Origin of the sequence: Microbulbifer echini (assembly GCF_041447225.1) — a bacterium.
Lineage (GTDB): Bacteria > Pseudomonadota > Gammaproteobacteria > Pseudomonadales > Cellvibrionaceae > Microbulbifer > Microbulbifer echini.
Window position 1 is genome coordinate 23229 of sequence record NZ_JBGMEL010000021.1, and the last position, 16696, is coordinate 39924.

Here is a 16696-nt window from a genome sequence, read left to right on the forward strand (position 1 = left end):
AGAGGCCTAGGACACCGCCCTTTCACGGCGGTAACAGGGGTTCGACTCCCCTTGGGGATGCCAATACGGCCCGGCGGCTATGTTGTCGGGCCAACCAAAATTGCGGGAATAGCTCAGTTGGTAGAGCGCAACCTTGCCAAGGTTGAGGTCGCCGGTTCGAACCCGGTTTCCCGCTCCAAATAAAAAAGCCGCTCAATCGAGCGGCTTTTTTATTTTCCGGTAAATTGCTTCTAAGTTTATAACTTGCACTGGCATTGCTGGACAGCAAGTGCGCGCCTGAAATATCGCCCTCCGCGGCATGGGGGATCTGCCGCTGCATATCCTCTCTGGTTGAAATTATTCGGACAAACACGTTGAAAGCGCCTCTAGCGACAGGAGTTCGAGATGACCGCCGCGCTATCTATCCAGAATCTGCAAAAAACCTACGAAGGTGGTTTCCAGGCCCTGAAGGGGATCAGCTTCCAAGTGCAGCCAGGGGATTTCTTTGCCCTGCTTGGCCCTAATGGCGCGGGTAAGTCCACCACAATCGGTATTATCTGTTCATTGATACGCAAGACGGCTGGCAGCGTGTCGATTTTCGGTGTCGACATCGATAGTGATTTTCCCGCCGCCAAGCGCCTGTTAGGCGTGGTGCCGCAGGAGTTCAATTTCAGCCAGTTTGAAAAAGTCTTCGATATTGTGGCTACTCAGGGCGGCTTCTATGGAATGCCGCGTAAGTTGGCGGAGGCGCGCACAGAGCAATACCTGAAGCAGTTAGGACTGTGGGATAAGCGGCATACCCAGGCGCGCATGCTGTCTGGGGGGATGAAGCGCCGTCTGATGATTGCGCGGGCGCTGATTCACGAACCCAAATTGTTGATCCTCGATGAGCCCACCGCTGGGGTCGATATTGAGCTGCGCCGTTCCATGTGGGCTTTTCTCGAGGAGATTAATGCCCGCGGTACCACGATTATTCTCACCACTCACTACCTGGAAGAGGCCGAAAGTCTGTGTCGCAATATTGCCATTATTGATAAAGGCACTATTGTTGAAAACACTTCCATCAAATCCCTGTTAAAAACCCTCAATCGGGAGACCTTTATTCTCGACAGCAGTGAGTTCCTCAGTAAGGCGCCGGTGCTCTCGGGGTTTGAGTGTCGACTGTTGGATGGTCACGCCCTGGAAATCACCGTGGAGAAGGGGCAGTCCCTGACCGAGGTGTTTGTGGAACTCAAAGCCCAGGGGGTTACGGTGACCAGTATGCGCAATCGTGCCAACCGCCTGGAGGAGTTGTTTCTTTCTCTGTTGTCCGAGGAAAAGGAAGAGGGGCTGGATTAGTGAGCGGTCAGTTAACCTGGATATCATTCAGCACTATTTTCCGTCGGGAGGTACGCCGTTTTATGCGCATCTGGCCGCAGACGCTGGTGCCGCCGGTGATCACCATGAGCCTGTACTTCGTGATTTTCGGCTCCCTTATCGGTAGTCGTATTGGGGATATGGGCGGCTACCCTTATATGGAGTTTGTGGTGCCTGGGTTGATCATGATGTCGGTGATCACCAACTCCTATGGCAATGTCGTATCCTCTTTTTACAGCGCCAAGTTTCAGCGCAGCGTTGAGGAGTTGCTGGTGTCGCCCACGCCAAACTGGGCGGTGATGGCTGGTTACGTGCTGGGGGGGGTGGCGCGGGGCTTGATTGTCGGCCTGATCGTCACAGTGGTGGCGATGTTTTTTACCTCGCTTAGTGTCGAGAATCTGGGCGTTACGGTCGCTATCGTATTTCTCACGTCGACGCTGTTCTCCCTGGCGGGCTTTATCAATGCTATCTATGCCAATAGTTTTGATGCGATTTCGATTATCCCGACTTTTATTTTGACTCCGTTGACTTACCTGGGTGGTGTTTTCTACTCCATTGATCTGCTCTCGCCCTTTTGGCAGGGGCTGTCGAAACTGAACCCGATTCTCTATATGGTGAATTCTTTTCGCTATGGCATCCTGGGCGTTTCCGATATCAATGTGGCCTGGGCTTTTGTTGGGGTTTTGATATTTATTGGACTTCTCGCCAGCTGGGGGCTCTACCTGATGAGTCACGGCAAGCGATTGAGGCACTGAGGTTGAATATGAACAGAGAAGACTGGGAAAATCTCCCGCTGGGCCGGGAGACTGTTTACGAATCGAGTTACAACCCGGAGTTGCTGCACCCTATACAGCGTTGCATCTCCCGCGCTCAGCTGGGGCTCTCTGTCGGCGCCCTGCCATTTTTCGGTGAGGATGAGTGGTGGGGTTTCGAGCTCTCCTGGCTCAATACCAAGGGTAAGCCCCAGGTGGCGGTGGCGCGCTTCAGCTTTCCGGCGGAAAGCCCTTACATGGTGGAGTCCAAGTCTTTCAAGTTATACCTCAACTCGTTTAATCAAAGCCGCTTTGAGTCCTGGCGTCTGGTGCGGGATACCCTGGTGCGTGATCTGAGTACTGCCGTGGGCACCGCCGTGCGTGTCACCCTTCTAGAGGTGGAGGATGTATCCCTGGATGTGCAGAAACCGATGGGGTACTGCCTTGACCAGCTGGATATTGCGGTGGAACAGTACCAGCCGGAATCCGCACTTCTTGCGCTGGACGAAAGTGGTGAGATGGTGAGTGAGACACTCTATAGTCACCTGTTGCGCAGTAATTGCCCGGTTACCGGTCAGCCGGATTGGGCCACTGTACTGGTGGAATACAAGGGGCCAAAACTGGAGCGCGAAGCGTTGCTCGCCTACTTTATTGCTTTCCGTGAGCACCAGGATTTTCACGAGCATTGTGTTGAGCGAATTTTCTGTGACCTGCAGACCATTGCCGATTTTTCTGAGTTGACGGTCTGTGCCCGCTACACCCGCCGGGGTGGGCTGGATATTAACCCTCAGCGTTCCACTCGTGTTGAAAAGGCACTACCTCCGCGTTTTGCCCGCCAATAAGCCCGCTCTTTGTTCATCGGTATTGGTTGCATTGCGATCCAGTAGGGTGCCTGGCCAATATCGCTGGGGCGATAGCCGCCGGCTAGTGCAGTAGTTACTTGTTAGCCGCACAGCTTTTCACAAGTGGTGGCGGCGCCTCCTCTTGAACTAAGCTTGCCTGAATAGGTTCGCAGAAAAACGGCCACGCTGTTTGTATAACCTATTCGCTTTTATTAACTGGGCCAGAAAGTGAATGGGGCGCAGATCGACGTAAAACCCTGAAGCCGATCAGGGTTTGCATACCCCACTGCCAGGTTAATAACAGGTTGGCATCGCAGGAGGCAGAGTCGAGACGTAGACATGGAAATCCAGGCACAGTCTCCGGCGCCTCCAGCGGTAATTGTTTTTTTTATCCAGCTTATTTCCTCCCAGTCCGCCAATGCCCAGGTCTATGTTGAAGCGGATCAGCTGGTGCAGGTGATCGAGGCTCAGCAGCGACAACTGGAGGCGCAGGAGGCCCAGATTCAACGCCAAAAAGCGGATCTTGAAGCTCTGCGACAACAAGTTGAAGAGTTGCGCAAGTCAATGCCACGAGCACCGGCTCCGCCTGAAACTTCTCCGGTGCTCGTTGCACCGACACAGCCTCAGTTACCAGCACCAGCACCAGCACCAGCACCAGCACCAGCACCGACACCAATACCCAAGCCACCCCCCCCTGCGCCACGAGAGGCTGATGAACCGTCCAGTCGGGTAGGCTTCCAGGACTTGGATCATCGAATTAAAAGAGGACGCAAGCTTATTCCGCCTGGATCTTTACTTCCTCACCAGGCTAAGGGCGATCCGAAACTCGCTGGGCAAACAGAGATTGAAGAGATTATTTCCAGTGCGCCAACAGACTGGCCGGGGTCTATCCCTGTGCTTGGCAGCACTATGCGACTGAAAATCAGTGGTTTTGCCGAACTGGATGCAAATTATGATACTGGCGCCATTGTGAGCCCGGCGGAGTTTACAACCAGTGCCATTGTCACCAGTGATAGAACCGCAGCAGAGGGGGAGGATGGTCAGACCAATGTTTCCGTTCAGGTATCGAGGTTGGTACTCAAAACAAGAACACCCTGGGGTGGTCGTCTGATCGAAAATGAATTTTCTATGGATTTCCTGCAGGACCCGACTGTCAGTGAGCCGTTGCTGCGTCTGCGCAAGGCATACGGCCAGGTCAGTGATATTTTGCTGGGCGGAGACTTACGGCTGGGCCTCGACTGGTCCACGTTCAGTAATTTAACCGCCTCGCCTAATACCTTGGACTACGAAGGGCCCAACTCACTGTTGGCTTTGATGCGCCCGGTAGTACGTTGGAGTCGTAAGTATCACCCAACACTGACCCTGCAAGTTGCTTTGGATGCGCCAACTGATCGGGTTTTTCAGAGAGCTGAGGAGGTATCACGTTGGCCCGATGTCGTAGTGGCGGTGATTTCTCAGACCGATAGGGTGAATGTGCAAGGAAGCTTTATCCTCAGGGATTTGCGTGGCAGTGGAGAGCCACAATCGGCGGTTTCGGATACGGGTTGGGGGCTTAACGTCAGCGGCGTCATTGACATGCCCAGTAGGCTTGCGCCAGATTTTGCCTCTTACTCGGTGAGCTATGGCGCCGGTTATGGGGGGCTTTTAGATGATGAGCCCCCTGACGCAACCTATGACTTTGCCAATAATCGTCTCGAGGCGATGCCAACGCTCGCCTGGTATATCGCCTATCAGCACTGGTGGACTCCATGCCTGTATACCGTTGCCAGTTATGGGTTGGTGCAGCAGGACAATTTTGACTTCCAGCCAGGGTTCTCATTTCGGCAGACGCAATACAGCAGTATTAATTTGGCCTGGACCCCAACACCACACTGGTTATTTGGAGTGGAGGCCCTTTATGGTACCCGCGAGGATAAGGATGGATCCTACGGTTCAGTCTGGCGTACCCAGTTCACCAGCCGCATCTCGTTTTAATCGAAGGTGTGGGGAAGGGGGGCGGGGGGCACTCTGTACTCTGCTTTGCCTATTCATGCTCTCCTGCAGCTCGCCGAGAACCGTTGTGGTGGATACTTGGCGCTCGCCCCTGATTGCCGAGCGCCCTCTGGGAAAAACCCTGGTATTGGCATATACACTAATTCCCCGTCCAGTCGTCGGCTTCCACTTGGAGGATGTGTGGGTCGAGCAGTTGGGGCGTTACGGTGTGAATGCCTTGTCATGGAGTTATTTTGCCGCTAGCGAAAGTGTGCCCTCTATGGGGGAAGTGGCCGATATTCTCGCGAAGTATCAATTTGATACCTTGTTGGTCACTCAATTAATTAGTTTTAAACCCCTGAATAGAAATATTTCAAATTCGCAGGTGAGCATTTTGGAAACCCGCTTATATATGGCTCCGGGTGAAGAGGTGTACTGGTCATTACAGTCTGAAAGCTTCCTGGTGAACTATGTCGGGGGGGAAATACGTCGGCCCAGGGAGAGGGACGCCTTGGAGTACGTGGAAACCATTATTCAGGAAATGATGAAGGGAAATGTTTTCTAGTCACCCCATACAGAAATTGGTTCTGTCTCTGAGGCGTGCCAAGTTGAGATTTTAAAATCCCCCGAAGTAGGGCGCCTTTGTCCCCAGTAAATATCATTTACCGCCATCAGCCATTTATCACTATTGAATTGACGGAGTTTAATTCAGCTATTCTGGTGAGACGAGCCGTACAACGGCTCCTGGTCAGCACCAGACGCGTATTATTGCGCGGAGCACGTGTACGGTGAATTTGGAATTGCGGGTAGCCTAGTGAGGGTGCCTGCGTAATCCTAAGGTCGGTAGGCTTTGCAATGGATTGGACTGCTAAGGCCCCTATTGGGCTGTTCCAAAAGTGGATGCAAGTGTGGGGGGAGATAAATCGCCGCTCTTATGGGTTGGCAATTTTTCCTCTTATAGTACTTCTCATTTTTTTATTCCCTCAGTCCAGCTCAGCTACAGAAAGTTTCCTGATGCCCTTGGGGCCGGTCGCTCATGAGCAGAAAACCCACTTCTTCTGGGCCACAGCGCTGACCATGGTGGCAATATTACCAGTGTTCATACTAGTGCCAGTCATTCTTGTTAAATATCGACGTAAAAAAGGAAAAGGTATTTATGCGCCCAAGTGGGAGTCCTACGGTCCGCTGGAAGTCATTATGTGGGGCGTTCCATTTCTCGTGATTTTTGTCCTTTCATTTATGCTATGGCGCGCCACTATCAGCCTGGATCCCTATGAAGAAATTGAGGGCGTAGTGCCGCCTATTTCTGTGCAGGTTGTGGGGTTAGATTGGAAGTGGTTATTTATCTATCCGGAGTTAAAAATTGCCACAGTGGGCGAACTGGTGGTTCCTGTGCACACCCCGGTTTCCATGATCCTGACTAGTGATACGGTGATGCAATCTTTTTGGATTGCGGCGTTGGCGGGGCAGATCTATGTAATGCCTGGCATGACCACCAAGCTCAACTTCATCGCTACCCAAAATGGAAAAACTCAAGGGGAAAATACCCAATATACCGGCAAGGGATTTACCGGACAGAAATTTGACGTACTGATAAAAAATGAAGAGGCTTTTCAGGCCTGGGTGGCCCAGGTTCGCGCCAGGGGTATTGCGCTTGACAGTGAAACGTATAATCGCCTGGCAATGAGAACGACCCGTGTGGAGGTTCAAAAAGAGTTGGGTACCGCGCAAATGCCAGAACATGCGCTCTATTTTACGCTTACTGATCCACAGCTCTTCCAAAGTGTTGTTATGCGGTATCACTCGGGTAAGCCGCTCAATATGGAGCAGCAGCCTGGCACAGAAAAGTTTGGTCAGGGAGAGGATGCGGCAGAGGGAGCGCAGCCATGAACATTATGGATTATGGTTGGCTGGGGAAACTGAGCTGGGATTCTATTGTTTTCAGTAAATTATTCACCAATTTTTCTGTGAGTGAAGTCGTAGCCAGTACTGCTGGTTCCATCGTTATTTTTGCGACGGTGGCGATTCTTTTTTTACTGACTTGGTTTCGGGTGTGGGGCACCCTCTGGTCTGTGTGGCTGACCAGTACAGACCACAAAAGAATCGGCATCATGTACATCGTATTCGCGTTGGTGATGATGACCCGCGGATTGTTGGAAGGCATGGTGATGCGAGCGCAACAGGCCGCCGCACCAGACGGCTTTCTCTATGCGGATCACTTCGCCCAGCTGTTCAGTACCCATGGCACTATCATGATTTTCTTTGTCGCCGTGCCATTTGTGGTGGGGCTGGTCAACTATGTGATGCCCCTTCAGATTGGTGCCCGCGATGTGGCCTTCCCGGTGCTTAACCAAATTAGTCTGGCGATTACGGCCTCATCTGGGATTCTATTGATGGTCTCCTTGGTGGTGGGTGAGTTTTCCACTGGCGGTTGGTCGGCTTATCCCCCGTATACAGGGACAGATTTTAATCCCGGTGTAGGGCCAGACTATTGGATATGGGCCATTGTTTTTTCCGGGGCGGGGACCACTCTGACGGGAATAAATTTCACCGTTACTATTCTTAAATGCCGCGCTGTTGGCATGGGTTTTTTTCGTATGCCCATGTTCTGCTGGACGGTGCTCTGCTCCTCGATATTAATGATTTTTGCTATGCCGCCGCTCAGTGTGGCGGCGCTGATGCTCGGTTTTGACCGGTACCTAGATTTCCACTTTTTCACCAATGACCTTGGTGGGAATATGATGAACTACGCCAATTTGTTTTGGCTGTTCGGTCACCCCGAAGTTTACCTGTTGGTCTTGCCTGCCTATGGCATCTTTTCTGAGGTGTTCTCCACCTATTCCGCAAAGCGGTTGTACGGCTATAAGTCATTGGTTTTTGCCACCATGAGTATTGCCGTTTTGAGCTTTACGGTATGGCTTCATCACTTCTTTACCATGGGGCAGAGTCCTACAATTAATATTGTGTTTGGTATAGCCACCATGTTGATTGCGGTCCCTACGGGGGTGAAGGTGTACGATTGGATGGCAACCATGTACCGGGGGCGGATTCGTTTTACCACGCCAATGATTTATTCCATTGGCTTCTTGATTCTATTTGTTATTGGTGGCCTGTCCGGGGTGATCCTGGCTAATCCAACAGTTGATTTCCAGGTGCATAACACGCTGTTCCTAGTGGCGCATTTTCACAATGTGCTGATTCCGGGCGTGCTTTTTGGTTTGCTGGCTGGATATAACTACTGGTTTCCCAAGGCGTTTGGTTTTCGTCTTGATGAGCGCCTGGGGAAATGGTCGGCCTATTTGTGGATTGTGGGTTTTATGCTGACCTTTTTCCCACTCTATGGCGCGGGTTTATTAGGCATGCCCAGGCGTTCATTCAGCTATATGGATCTGACTTTCAAGCCCTATATGTTAGTGGCGTTTATTGGCGCTATGGTGGTGCTCTGCGCGCTAGTCACTCTGATATTGCAACTGCTTGTGAGTCTGCGAGACCGGAAGAAAAACCGTGTCCCCGTGGGAGACCCCTGGGATGGCCGGTCTTTAGAGTGGTCTATTTCGGCACCGGCTCCTTCTTATAATTTTGCCGAATTACCCAGAGTAACGGATAGGGATGAATTTACTGAAACCAAGGAACAGGGTCGCGCTTACCAACCCCCAAAGGTATATCGGGATATTGAGATGCCGAGGAATAATCCCTTGGGATTTATCCTCTGTGTGTTGAGCGGTATCCTGATGTTTGCGCTTGTCTGGTATATCTGGTGGTTGGCCCTGATTACTGCGTTGGCCATCATTGTTGTGGTGATTGCCTCCACTTTCCGCTGGGATAGTGAACAAATAATTCCCGCGAGCCAGGTGCAGCAGGACACAGAGAGATGGTTGGAATTGGTAAAAAATACCGAGCCTGTGGGTAGAGATTTGGAAAATACGCCACAAAACAATGGCTACGCTAAGTTGGAGCATTAGTTAACCAATGAGCGGGAACTCATCCTCTATTAGTAAGCCCCCGAGTGTGGACCCAGGGGCCATTCATAAAGACCCGGATATGGTGATCTTCGGATTCTGGGTTTTCATGATGAGCGACCTGATTTTTTTCGGGGTCGTTTTTGCCATCTATATCACCATGATTGGGGCTACGGCCGGTGGGCCTGGGCCTAGAGAGTTGTTCGATTTTGGCAGCCTCTTTGCGCAGACCATGTTGCTACTCACCAGCAGCCTGACCGTGGGAATCGCCACAATCACCATGAAGCACCAGCGCAGCCAGGGGAGCTTTTTGTTTTGGGTGGTGATCACATTGCTGCTGGGGCTCGGCTTCCTGACGTTGGAGTTGTACGACTTTTCCGAAATGGCGGCGAAAGGTGGGGTACCTCAGCGCAGTGGGTATCTTTCAGCCTTTTTCGGCCTGGTGCCATTACATGGTCTGCACGTGACTTTTGGCTGCCTGTGGATGCTGGTAATGATCGTGCAGGTACTGATGGTAGGCATGACGGATCTTGTCAAACTGCGCTTTCTACGCCTGGCTTTATTCTGGCACTTCCTGGATTTGATCTGGATCGGCATTTTCTCGGTAGTTTACTTTGGTGGCTGGGTCTATGGCTGAAAAATCGGGTTTTAGCGCCCACCTGCGCACCTATCTGACAGGTTATGTCCTGTCGGTAGTGCTCACATTAGCTGCCTTCTGGGCGGTGCTTGCGGTGGGCAGGGAAAATAAGAGTGTGCTCTTACTGGTAGGGTTGCTTGGGGTGGCCCAGCTGACTGTGCAGCTTAAGTGCTTCTTAAATGTCACAACGCAAAAGGAGGGGCGAGACAATCTGGCCTTAATTCTCTTCTCCACGCTGATCCTGCTGATTATCGTGCTCGGCACGGCCTGGATTATGGGCAACCTGGCGATGCGCATGCACACTACGATGTAGCGGCGGAATCGGGCGGGCTTAGATTATCACTTTGCTCTTAAGGCTTGATGTGGCTTTTTCCAGGGATTGCAGCACTTTGACCTTATCGTAATTTCGAATTTTATCCAGGTCCAAGTGCATGGAAAAGCCCGGAGCGTGCTCCTCCAGATAACTCTGTTGACCACCAAGATTCTTGCGCAGGTCGGTCACTTGGTAAACCTTGACCGGTGTGCTGATTCCCTTCACGGTGATATGCCCCTTGTCGCGGCACATGACGGTATGTTTGATCATGGCCCAGGTCTCGTGGCTGATCAGTATTTCCCCGGGCTGCGCCGCGCCTTCGAGGCGGGAAGCGAGGTTTACATGGGTGCCCATTACGGTATAGGACTGGTAGTTGGCCGTGCCAAAAATACCAACGGTGCAGTAGCCGGTGTTGACTCCCATACGTACCTGTAAAGGGCGTGAGATGCCTTTGTTGTACCATTCCTGCTTCATCTCCCGCACCCGCTTGCGCATGGCCAGGGCCATGGCTACACAGCGCAGAGCATCGGACTTGGGTCCTTTGCTCGCATCGTCTCCAAAGACTACCATTACCGCATCGCCAATAAATTTATCGATAGTGCCGCCGTACTGGCCGGCAATTCGGGCCATTTCGGAGAGATAATTGTTGAGCAGCAACGTAAAAGTTTCGGCTTCCAATTCTTCGGTGAGCTGACTGAAATCTTTGATGTCGGAAAAGAAAACCGTGAGTAATTTGCGCTGGGTTGCTAGTGCTTCTTCATCGCCGGTAGTTACGGAGCGCCACAGACGCTGTGGCAAGTACTTGGAGAGTTTGTAAGAGCGCATTTTATTGACGCGCTGCTCTGTGGACAGCAATTGGTTGGCTTCTTTGAGTTTGCCGATTTGGCGGTGGGTAAAAAAGGCATAAGCACACAGGTAAGCGAGGATACCAATCAGGCTCAGCGTACTGATACTGAGGTCGGCGTTAATCAGTAGGGCGGGCCGGTGCATTAGGTAGCCCAGGACCACGCCAACTAAAAGACCGGTATTTTGTTCAAACCACTTACGGCCACCGCCTTGAGTAAGGGCATTGAGCTGCACCATGGTGATAAACAAAAGAGACGGCAGCATGCCAAAATTAGCCAATGCGATGGTGATGCCTACCAGCACGGTATCGATAAACGACAAGGTGCGGCGAGTCTTATAGGCTTTCTTGTTGCGGGACTTATAAAGCAGGAATTGGGCGAAGGCACAGTATAAGAGTAAGAAAACGGATGTGCCCGCGGTCAGCAGTTTGTCCAGATGCCAGGGAGATGACCACTCGATTGCAGTTGCCAGGGTACCTGCAGCCGCAAAAAGAATTAGGGTGCGAAAATAAGTAGAGTAGTGGGGGCTAATACCTTGCTCTGCGTTCCCCTCAAACTGGTCCTGCATTTGTGGTTATCTTTTTGTCCGTTAAGCAGTAATCAACAAACTGCGGGCAGGCCTTGGGTCGGTTCTGGTATGTTCCAGCCCCTGTGGCCGCGCAGTGATTTACTCGGCGAAGTGTACTCCTACAAAAGCCAGATTGCTAAAAAACCGATAGTTTTGTGTGGTTTTTATGCTGGGAGTACGTATGCGCTCTGTAGGATGGTTAGGGTACACTCAGCGCTTAGACAAATGACTGGAGAGAACCATGGATGCCCTTACCGCCCTGCACAACAGAGTTTCAACGGGTAAGCTTACCGAGCCTGCACCCACTGAGCAGCAGCGGAAAAACATCTTTCTTGCCGCCCTGCGCGCTGCGGATCATGCCTGTCTGCGCCCTTGGCGCTTTCTTTTGGTAGAAGGCGAGGGGCGTGAACGTCTGGGTGGAATTTTTCTAAAGGCCGCTGAACAGGCCGAAGGGGCAGCCCTGACCGAGGCTCAGCGCCAGCGGACCAAGGCCATGCCCCTGCGCGCCCCGCTGATTATAGTGGCGATCACCCGGCTACAGGAGCACCCAAAGGTCCCTCACTTGGAGCAGCATATGTCCACTGCCGGTGCGGTACAGGCTATGCTCACCGCTGCCTATGCTGAGGGAATAGGCGCCTATTGGCGCACCGGACCTTTGGCCGGAAACCCATTGGTCGCGGAGGGCTTAGGTCTTGCAAATAACGAGCGGATCGCTGGCTTTATTTATTGCGGAACTCCAGACAAGGCGCCTCGGCAGGCGCCGGATTTAGCCGTTGATGAATTTTTTTCGTATTGGGGTGCACATTAGTACTTGCACATGAAGAAACATTTGGGTAAAGTGCGCGCTCTCTTGACGGGACAGAAGCTATCTTCCTGATTTACTTGAAGATTTAGTCCTTAAGAGGTGTCACCGAGAGGTGGGTTGCCCGAAAGAGTGACAATTTGGTGAGGTGTCCGAGTGGCCGAAGGAGCACGCCTGGAAAGTGTGTATATCGCAAGGTATCGAGGGTTCGAATCCCTCCCTCACCGCCATCTTCTAAAAGCCCGGCCTATGCCGGGCTTTTTTGTTTTCTGCTTATGCAGTTACCCACTTGCCTCTCTATTATTTTCTTAGCAATCTGCACAGCTGACTTCGCTGGCCTTCCGGGAGATCCGTTTGTCAGCCGGCCGGTCCCCGCTTGTTTTAAGTGGCACCATCAAGCTTATCCTCCATCCAAGCCTCCACTCCCCGGCATCCCAGTCGATAGCGTCAGAACCTATTTGATCCCGTTAGGGGAATAGCCCTCCTTAGAACATCCGGTTATTATTATTAGCGCCTCGGCTACCGTGGGCGGGCGCAATCTCTCTATCGGAAATCATACCGGAGACGATGAAGTTTGGCTGGTAAGCCAGCTTCGGTTTGGAAGAAACTCTAACAGCTAGGAACAGAATTATTACAGCTGCTTCTTGTGCAAGTCCTTATATGGCATAACGCTGCAATGTCAGGCTGCCGAAACAGAGTGAAGCCATTCTCACCCCGCTGCCCTGTCAGGAGTTATCTAGCCAACCTTGCTCAACTGCATGTTCAAGTTTTGAAATAAACCAGCCATAGAGTTCTGGGCTTTCATTTTCAATAAATTGATGCATTTTTAATACTTGATTCTTATGTATTCCGTTGTCACGCCAAGCGCGACCTTCGCTGGTAATGTTATGAAGAAATGGCAACAAGCGGTCAATGACTTTTAGTAATTTTGATTCTTTGCTTTCACCGATCTCTTGCTCTTCCCAAAGAGGAAGGATGCTTCGAATTGAGTTGCCTGGGTGTGACGCGATTTTTTTTACACTTTCACGTTCCTCAATGTGGGCGTTGCCTCTATTGTTACTATAAAGAAAAGTATCTCCAGCACCGATTTCTCCGAGATCGTGGAGTAAGGAAAGTTTGATGAGTTTTGGTATATCATAATCATCCTCCAGTAGCTCTGCGAAAGCCCAGCATGCCATAGCCAAATGCCATGAATGTTCTGCGGAGTTTTCCACTCTCTCGCCACCATTGATGTAGGTGCGACGATTCACGGATTTCAATGCGTCTAATTGGAGTATGAAATCTGATATTGCTGAAATTCTATCGGTCAAGTATTACCTCCTATGCGCCCAGCTTTGGGGCGGCCGTGGAGCGCCGAAGACGCGACAACAGCCGCTTGTTAAATGTCGATTCGCTGCGGATTCCATACAGTACCAATCCAAATTCTAGGTTTATTCAGTATCCGCAAGGATCATTAGAGGTGGAGAAACTGCCGATTGAGAATTTACTGCCCCATTCAGTGTCTGGGACTCGGCGCTCACCCGCACATTGCGCTCCACTAATATATGGTTGAACAGTATCTTTGAATTGCACAATGAGCATTTCTAAGCCATTTATACAAACTTAAAGAAATTCACCGCCGGAAGAACTACATAACTCTGCGCTCTTAATATCCGCGAGCCTATTGGTGACAACCGCTTTGTTTGCGATATCTATCCACCGCTTTATTGCAAAGAATATTATCAGAATAAGAGTTGGAGAGAAAATGTTTCGAATTATAGGGTGAAGTTTAATGCCTTAGGATCTTGTGGAAAAATCTAAATGGAGAGGTGTTTTTGAATTCAGGTGCGTTTACTTTCCAGTTATTTTTTTCGTTTGGCGATAGCTTTTTATAAGTTCGCTAATTTAAAATCCAAGCAAAATGGGTGGATGCCAAACCACCAAATTATTGCGCTAAAAATAATAAAATTTTTGGCTTCGGATAATAAGTGCAATTGGTAAAGGAGGGCTTAGCTGGTAGACTCGGCACCTCTCCCGACCAAGAGAAAGGCACTGATGAGCTACTACCAACTGAGCGAGATCGAACGATACCAGATTTTCAGCCTAAGAAAAGCCGGGCACCCTTAGAAAGTAATAGCAAAGTTGTTAGAGAGACATCCCTCGGCGATCATCCGAAAGCTAAGACGCAATATTGGCTTGCGAGGATATCGTCCAGGGCAAGCAAATAAGCTATCAGAACTAAGACGCCAGTAAGCGTATAAGGCACAGAAAGTGACTAATGGCGTGTGGCAACAAATAAAAACCCTAATTCGGAAAGAATTAAGCCCCCAGCAAACTGTAAGCTATTTAAAGAGACATACAGGTATATCGTTACATCATCAGACGATCTAGCAACTAATTTATTTAGATCAGGCAAATGGTATAAGGCTTATACAGGCTCTCTAGGGTTGCACCAAAACTCTATCGCAAGCGATACGGTAAGTATGATCGACGCGGAAAGATCAAAAACAGAGAGTACATAGATAATCGACCAGTTGTTGTAGACCGAATGAATCGGATTGGCGACTGAGAAGGTGATAACGTTATAGGCAGGGGGCGTGGCGGAGCTTTTCTGACTATGGTCGAGCGCAAAACGTTATTTGCTTTTATTGTTAGATTGACTGGCAAACGATCAGACTTACTGGCTGAAGCGGCAATTAGCCATGTGGTGAGTTTCAAAGATAAAATCAAAACAATTACCATTCGATAATGGTCTTGAATTCGCTGGTCATGAAACGATTACGGAAGGCTTGGAAGTTGATATTTATTTTTCTCACCCATATTCATCTTGGGATAGAGGGATCAATGAAAATACTAACGGCCTCATTAGCCAGTATTTCTAAAAGGATACAGGATTCAATAAAATAACAGACGAGTAGATTCAATTTGTAATGGATTTCCTAAAAGTAGACCAAGAGCGAGCTGGGGTGGAAGGTCACCGAATAAGCGATTTATGGGGCTGTAAGATAATCTTCTTGCAGCATGAAAGTATTGCATATATTAATTGAAGTCAAGGTTTATAAAAAATTAACAATCCAGTTATGCAGTGCATCTTTACTTGAACGGGAATGCCAAGCTGCAATCACATCAAAACTCAAAGGGCTATCTGATACATCAAGGCTAATTAAATTAGTGCCTTTAAGTAATCTGGATGGCAGAAAAGCAATTGTTTCCGTTGTTTCCAGATAAAGGGGAACTATAGAGAAACAGGGGGCAGAAATTACAGTATTTCTCCTTAAACCATGCTCTTCAAACCAGGTATCTATAGATCCCCGAAAATTAGGCCTAGAAGGTGAGGCGATTATCTGAGGATAATCAGCTATATCGTGGATACGTAGCTTCTTCTTGGCTAGCGGGGAGCCCTTAGCAGCAACACAAATATGATATTCAGAAAACAGGGTCTTATAAGGGTAGTTATCAGGGACAAAATCTGGAAATGCTATCACCAAATTTATTTTACCCGCTGTAAGTGAACTACTTAAGTTGTCAACATCTAAATCTTGAATAATAATTTTTAGGTTTGGAGCTTGCTGTCGAATTTTAGCGATAACTTCAGGTAATACCACTTGCTGCGCATAGTCAGTAGAAGCAATAACATAAGTGCCCTCTACAAGCTCAGGTACAAATGAATCTGGCTTTAACAATTGATCAAACCCTTGCAGAAGCTGATCGACCTTCTCACCTAAATTTTCGGCATAAGGCGTAGATACTAAGCCGTTACTCTTCCTAACGAATAATCGGTCATCAAAGATCTCTCTTAGCTTACTGAGTTGACCGCTGACAGCTTGCTGTGTTAACCCAACTTGTTGAGCAACGCGAGAGACATTTCTCTCCCTAAGTAGAGCTTGAAATATTTTTAGCTGTTTAATCTCCAGCCGATCAATATCTTTCATAATTGTATCTCTTACAGGGTGCAACTGTTTCTCATTGTATTACTAGTTAACTACCATAGCTACTCAAGTAACAAAACAACTTCTACTGAAGAGGTCGGTATGAAAAAAATTATTTTAATTGGAGCATCGGGAAAAATTGGCCAAGCCGCATTAAGCGGATTGGAGCATCATGAAGTGGTCACAGCCAGCTATTCAGGCAGGGGGTGCGATTATCAAGTAGACATTGGTAGCGAGGCTTCCATCAAGCAGCTCTTCGAGAGTGTTGGCTCGTTTGACGCCGTTGCCAACACCGTAGGCTTATGTGAATATGCTGATTTTGTCGATATGAGCGAGAATCAATGGATGACAACCATACTCAGCAAAATGATGGGGCAGATAAATTTGGTTCGTATTGGCCAGAAGTATATCAACGATGGTGGCTCATTTTCTCTGATTACTGGCATCCTTAGCTCAAAAGCAATTCCTATGGCCATTGCTGATGCAACTACAAGCGGAGCAATTGATACCTTTGTTAAATGTGTGGCCTATGAACTCCCAAGAGGAATCCGCATAAATTCGATTAATCCAACTGTAATTGAAGAAGCGTGGGATGTATATGGTGAGATGATGTCAGGTTTTCATCCCGTTCCAGGACTTATGGTGGGCAAGGCTTTTGCGCGCTCTGTTGACGGGTTTATTACGGGTGAAGTTATCACCGTTGATGCGTAATTTCCTGATATAACGTTTTAAGCCCATTTTAATTTGGGTTTTTAATATCCATT

14 protein-coding genes, 2 tRNA genes and 1 pseudogene are annotated in these 16696 nt (G+C 49.5%); 14 read left to right on the plus strand and 3 right to left on the minus strand.

The features are described from left to right. Positions 1–102: 102 nt before the first annotated feature. The 10 genes from ACCI51_RS17140 (at position 103) to cyoD (ending at position 9809) form a co-directional block, all read left to right on the plus strand. Positions 103–178 (plus strand) — tRNA-Gly (locus ACCI51_RS17140). 206 nt (positions 179–384) lie between these two features. After that, positions 385–1317 (plus strand): ABC transporter ATP-binding protein, encoded by a 933-nt coding sequence (locus ACCI51_RS17145; protein ID WP_299589187.1) that lies wholly within the window; start codon positions 385–387, stop codon positions 1315–1317. Then, the gene (locus ACCI51_RS17150) at positions 1317–2090 is read left to right on the plus strand and encodes an ABC transporter permease (protein WP_299589184.1); all 774 of its coding nucleotides are present in this window, start codon (positions 1317–1319) and stop codon (positions 2088–2090) included. Before ACCI51_RS17145 ends, ACCI51_RS17150 begins: the two co-directional genes overlap by 1 nt. A gap of 8 nt (positions 2091–2098) precedes the next feature. Continuing rightward, the gene (gene queF / locus ACCI51_RS17155) at positions 2099–2929 is read left to right on the plus strand and encodes an NADPH-dependent 7-cyano-7-deazaguanine reductase QueF (protein WP_299589181.1); all 831 of its coding nucleotides are present in this window, start codon (positions 2099–2101) and stop codon (positions 2927–2929) included. 339 nt (positions 2930–3268) lie between these two features. Then, positions 3269–4903 carry a DcaP family trimeric outer membrane transporter gene (locus ACCI51_RS17160; protein ID WP_371844656.1) on the plus strand — a complete coding sequence of 545 codons (1635 nt, stop codon included), beginning with the start codon at positions 3269–3271 and terminating at the stop codon, positions 4901–4903. 88 nt (positions 4904–4991) lie between these two features. Next, complete coding sequence (locus ACCI51_RS17165; RefSeq protein ID WP_299589177.1) at positions 4992–5465, plus strand: hypothetical protein; 474 nt, start codon at positions 4992–4994, stop codon at positions 5463–5465. Positions 5466–5914: 449 nt separating this feature from the next. After that, positions 5915–6790, plus strand: a complete 876-nt coding sequence (locus ACCI51_RS17170; RefSeq protein WP_371844657.1) for a cytochrome ubiquinol oxidase subunit II — start codon at positions 5915–5917, stop codon at positions 6788–6790. After that, positions 6787–8862 (plus strand): cbb3-type cytochrome c oxidase subunit I, encoded by a 2076-nt coding sequence (locus tag ACCI51_RS17175; RefSeq protein WP_371844659.1) that lies wholly within the window; start codon positions 6787–6789, stop codon positions 8860–8862. Before ACCI51_RS17170 ends, ACCI51_RS17175 begins: the two co-directional genes overlap by 4 nt. 7 nt (positions 8863–8869) lie before the next feature. Then, complete coding sequence (locus tag ACCI51_RS17180) at positions 8870–9496, plus strand: cytochrome c oxidase subunit 3 (RefSeq protein ID WP_299589171.1); 627 nt, start codon at positions 8870–8872, stop codon at positions 9494–9496. Next, complete coding sequence (gene cyoD, locus ACCI51_RS17185) at positions 9489–9809, plus strand: cytochrome o ubiquinol oxidase subunit IV (protein WP_371844661.1); 321 nt, start codon at positions 9489–9491, stop codon at positions 9807–9809. The genes ACCI51_RS17180 and cyoD overlap by 8 nt, the downstream gene beginning before the upstream one ends. A gap of 18 nt (positions 9810–9827) precedes the next feature. On the opposite strand, the gene ACCI51_RS17190 is transcribed toward cyoD, so the two are convergent. Next, positions 9828–11222 (minus strand): adenylate/guanylate cyclase domain-containing protein, encoded by a 1395-nt coding sequence (locus ACCI51_RS17190; protein ID WP_371844662.1) that lies wholly within the window; start codon positions 11220–11222, stop codon positions 9828–9830. Between the two features lie 241 nt (positions 11223–11463). Between ACCI51_RS17190 and ACCI51_RS17195 the strand changes: the two genes are divergently transcribed. Together ACCI51_RS17195 and ACCI51_RS17200 are read left to right on the plus strand one after the other, a co-directional pair. Further along, complete coding sequence (locus ACCI51_RS17195) at positions 11464–12030, plus strand: nitroreductase family protein (protein ID WP_299589161.1); 567 nt, start codon at positions 11464–11466, stop codon at positions 12028–12030. A 136-nt stretch (positions 12031–12166) separates the two neighbouring features. After that, a tRNA-Ser gene (locus ACCI51_RS17200) sits at positions 12167–12254 on the plus strand. A gap of 495 nt (positions 12255–12749) precedes the next feature. Here the strand turns inward: ACCI51_RS17200 and ACCI51_RS17205 are convergent. Beyond that, positions 12750–13334 carry an HD domain-containing protein gene (locus tag ACCI51_RS17205; RefSeq protein ID WP_371844664.1) on the minus strand — a complete coding sequence of 195 codons (585 nt, stop codon included), beginning with the start codon at positions 13332–13334 and terminating at the stop codon, positions 12750–12752. A 724-nt stretch (positions 13335–14058) separates the two neighbouring features. On the opposite strand from ACCI51_RS17205, the pseudogene ACCI51_RS17210 reads away from it, so the two are divergent. After that, positions 14059–15007 (plus strand): annotated as a pseudogene (locus ACCI51_RS17210) (IS30 family transposase). A gap of 52 nt (positions 15008–15059) precedes the next feature. On the opposite strand, the gene ACCI51_RS17215 reads toward ACCI51_RS17210, so the two are convergent. Continuing rightward, the gene (locus ACCI51_RS17215; RefSeq protein ID WP_371844666.1) at positions 15060–15935 is read right to left on the minus strand and encodes a LysR family transcriptional regulator; all 876 of its coding nucleotides are present in this window, start codon (positions 15933–15935) and stop codon (positions 15060–15062) included. 99 nt (positions 15936–16034) lie between these two features. On the opposite strand from ACCI51_RS17215, the gene ACCI51_RS17220 reads away from it, so the two are divergent. Continuing rightward, positions 16035–16643, plus strand: a complete 609-nt coding sequence (locus ACCI51_RS17220; protein WP_299589548.1) for a short chain dehydrogenase — start codon at positions 16035–16037, stop codon at positions 16641–16643. Positions 16644–16696: the final 53 nt, after the last annotated feature.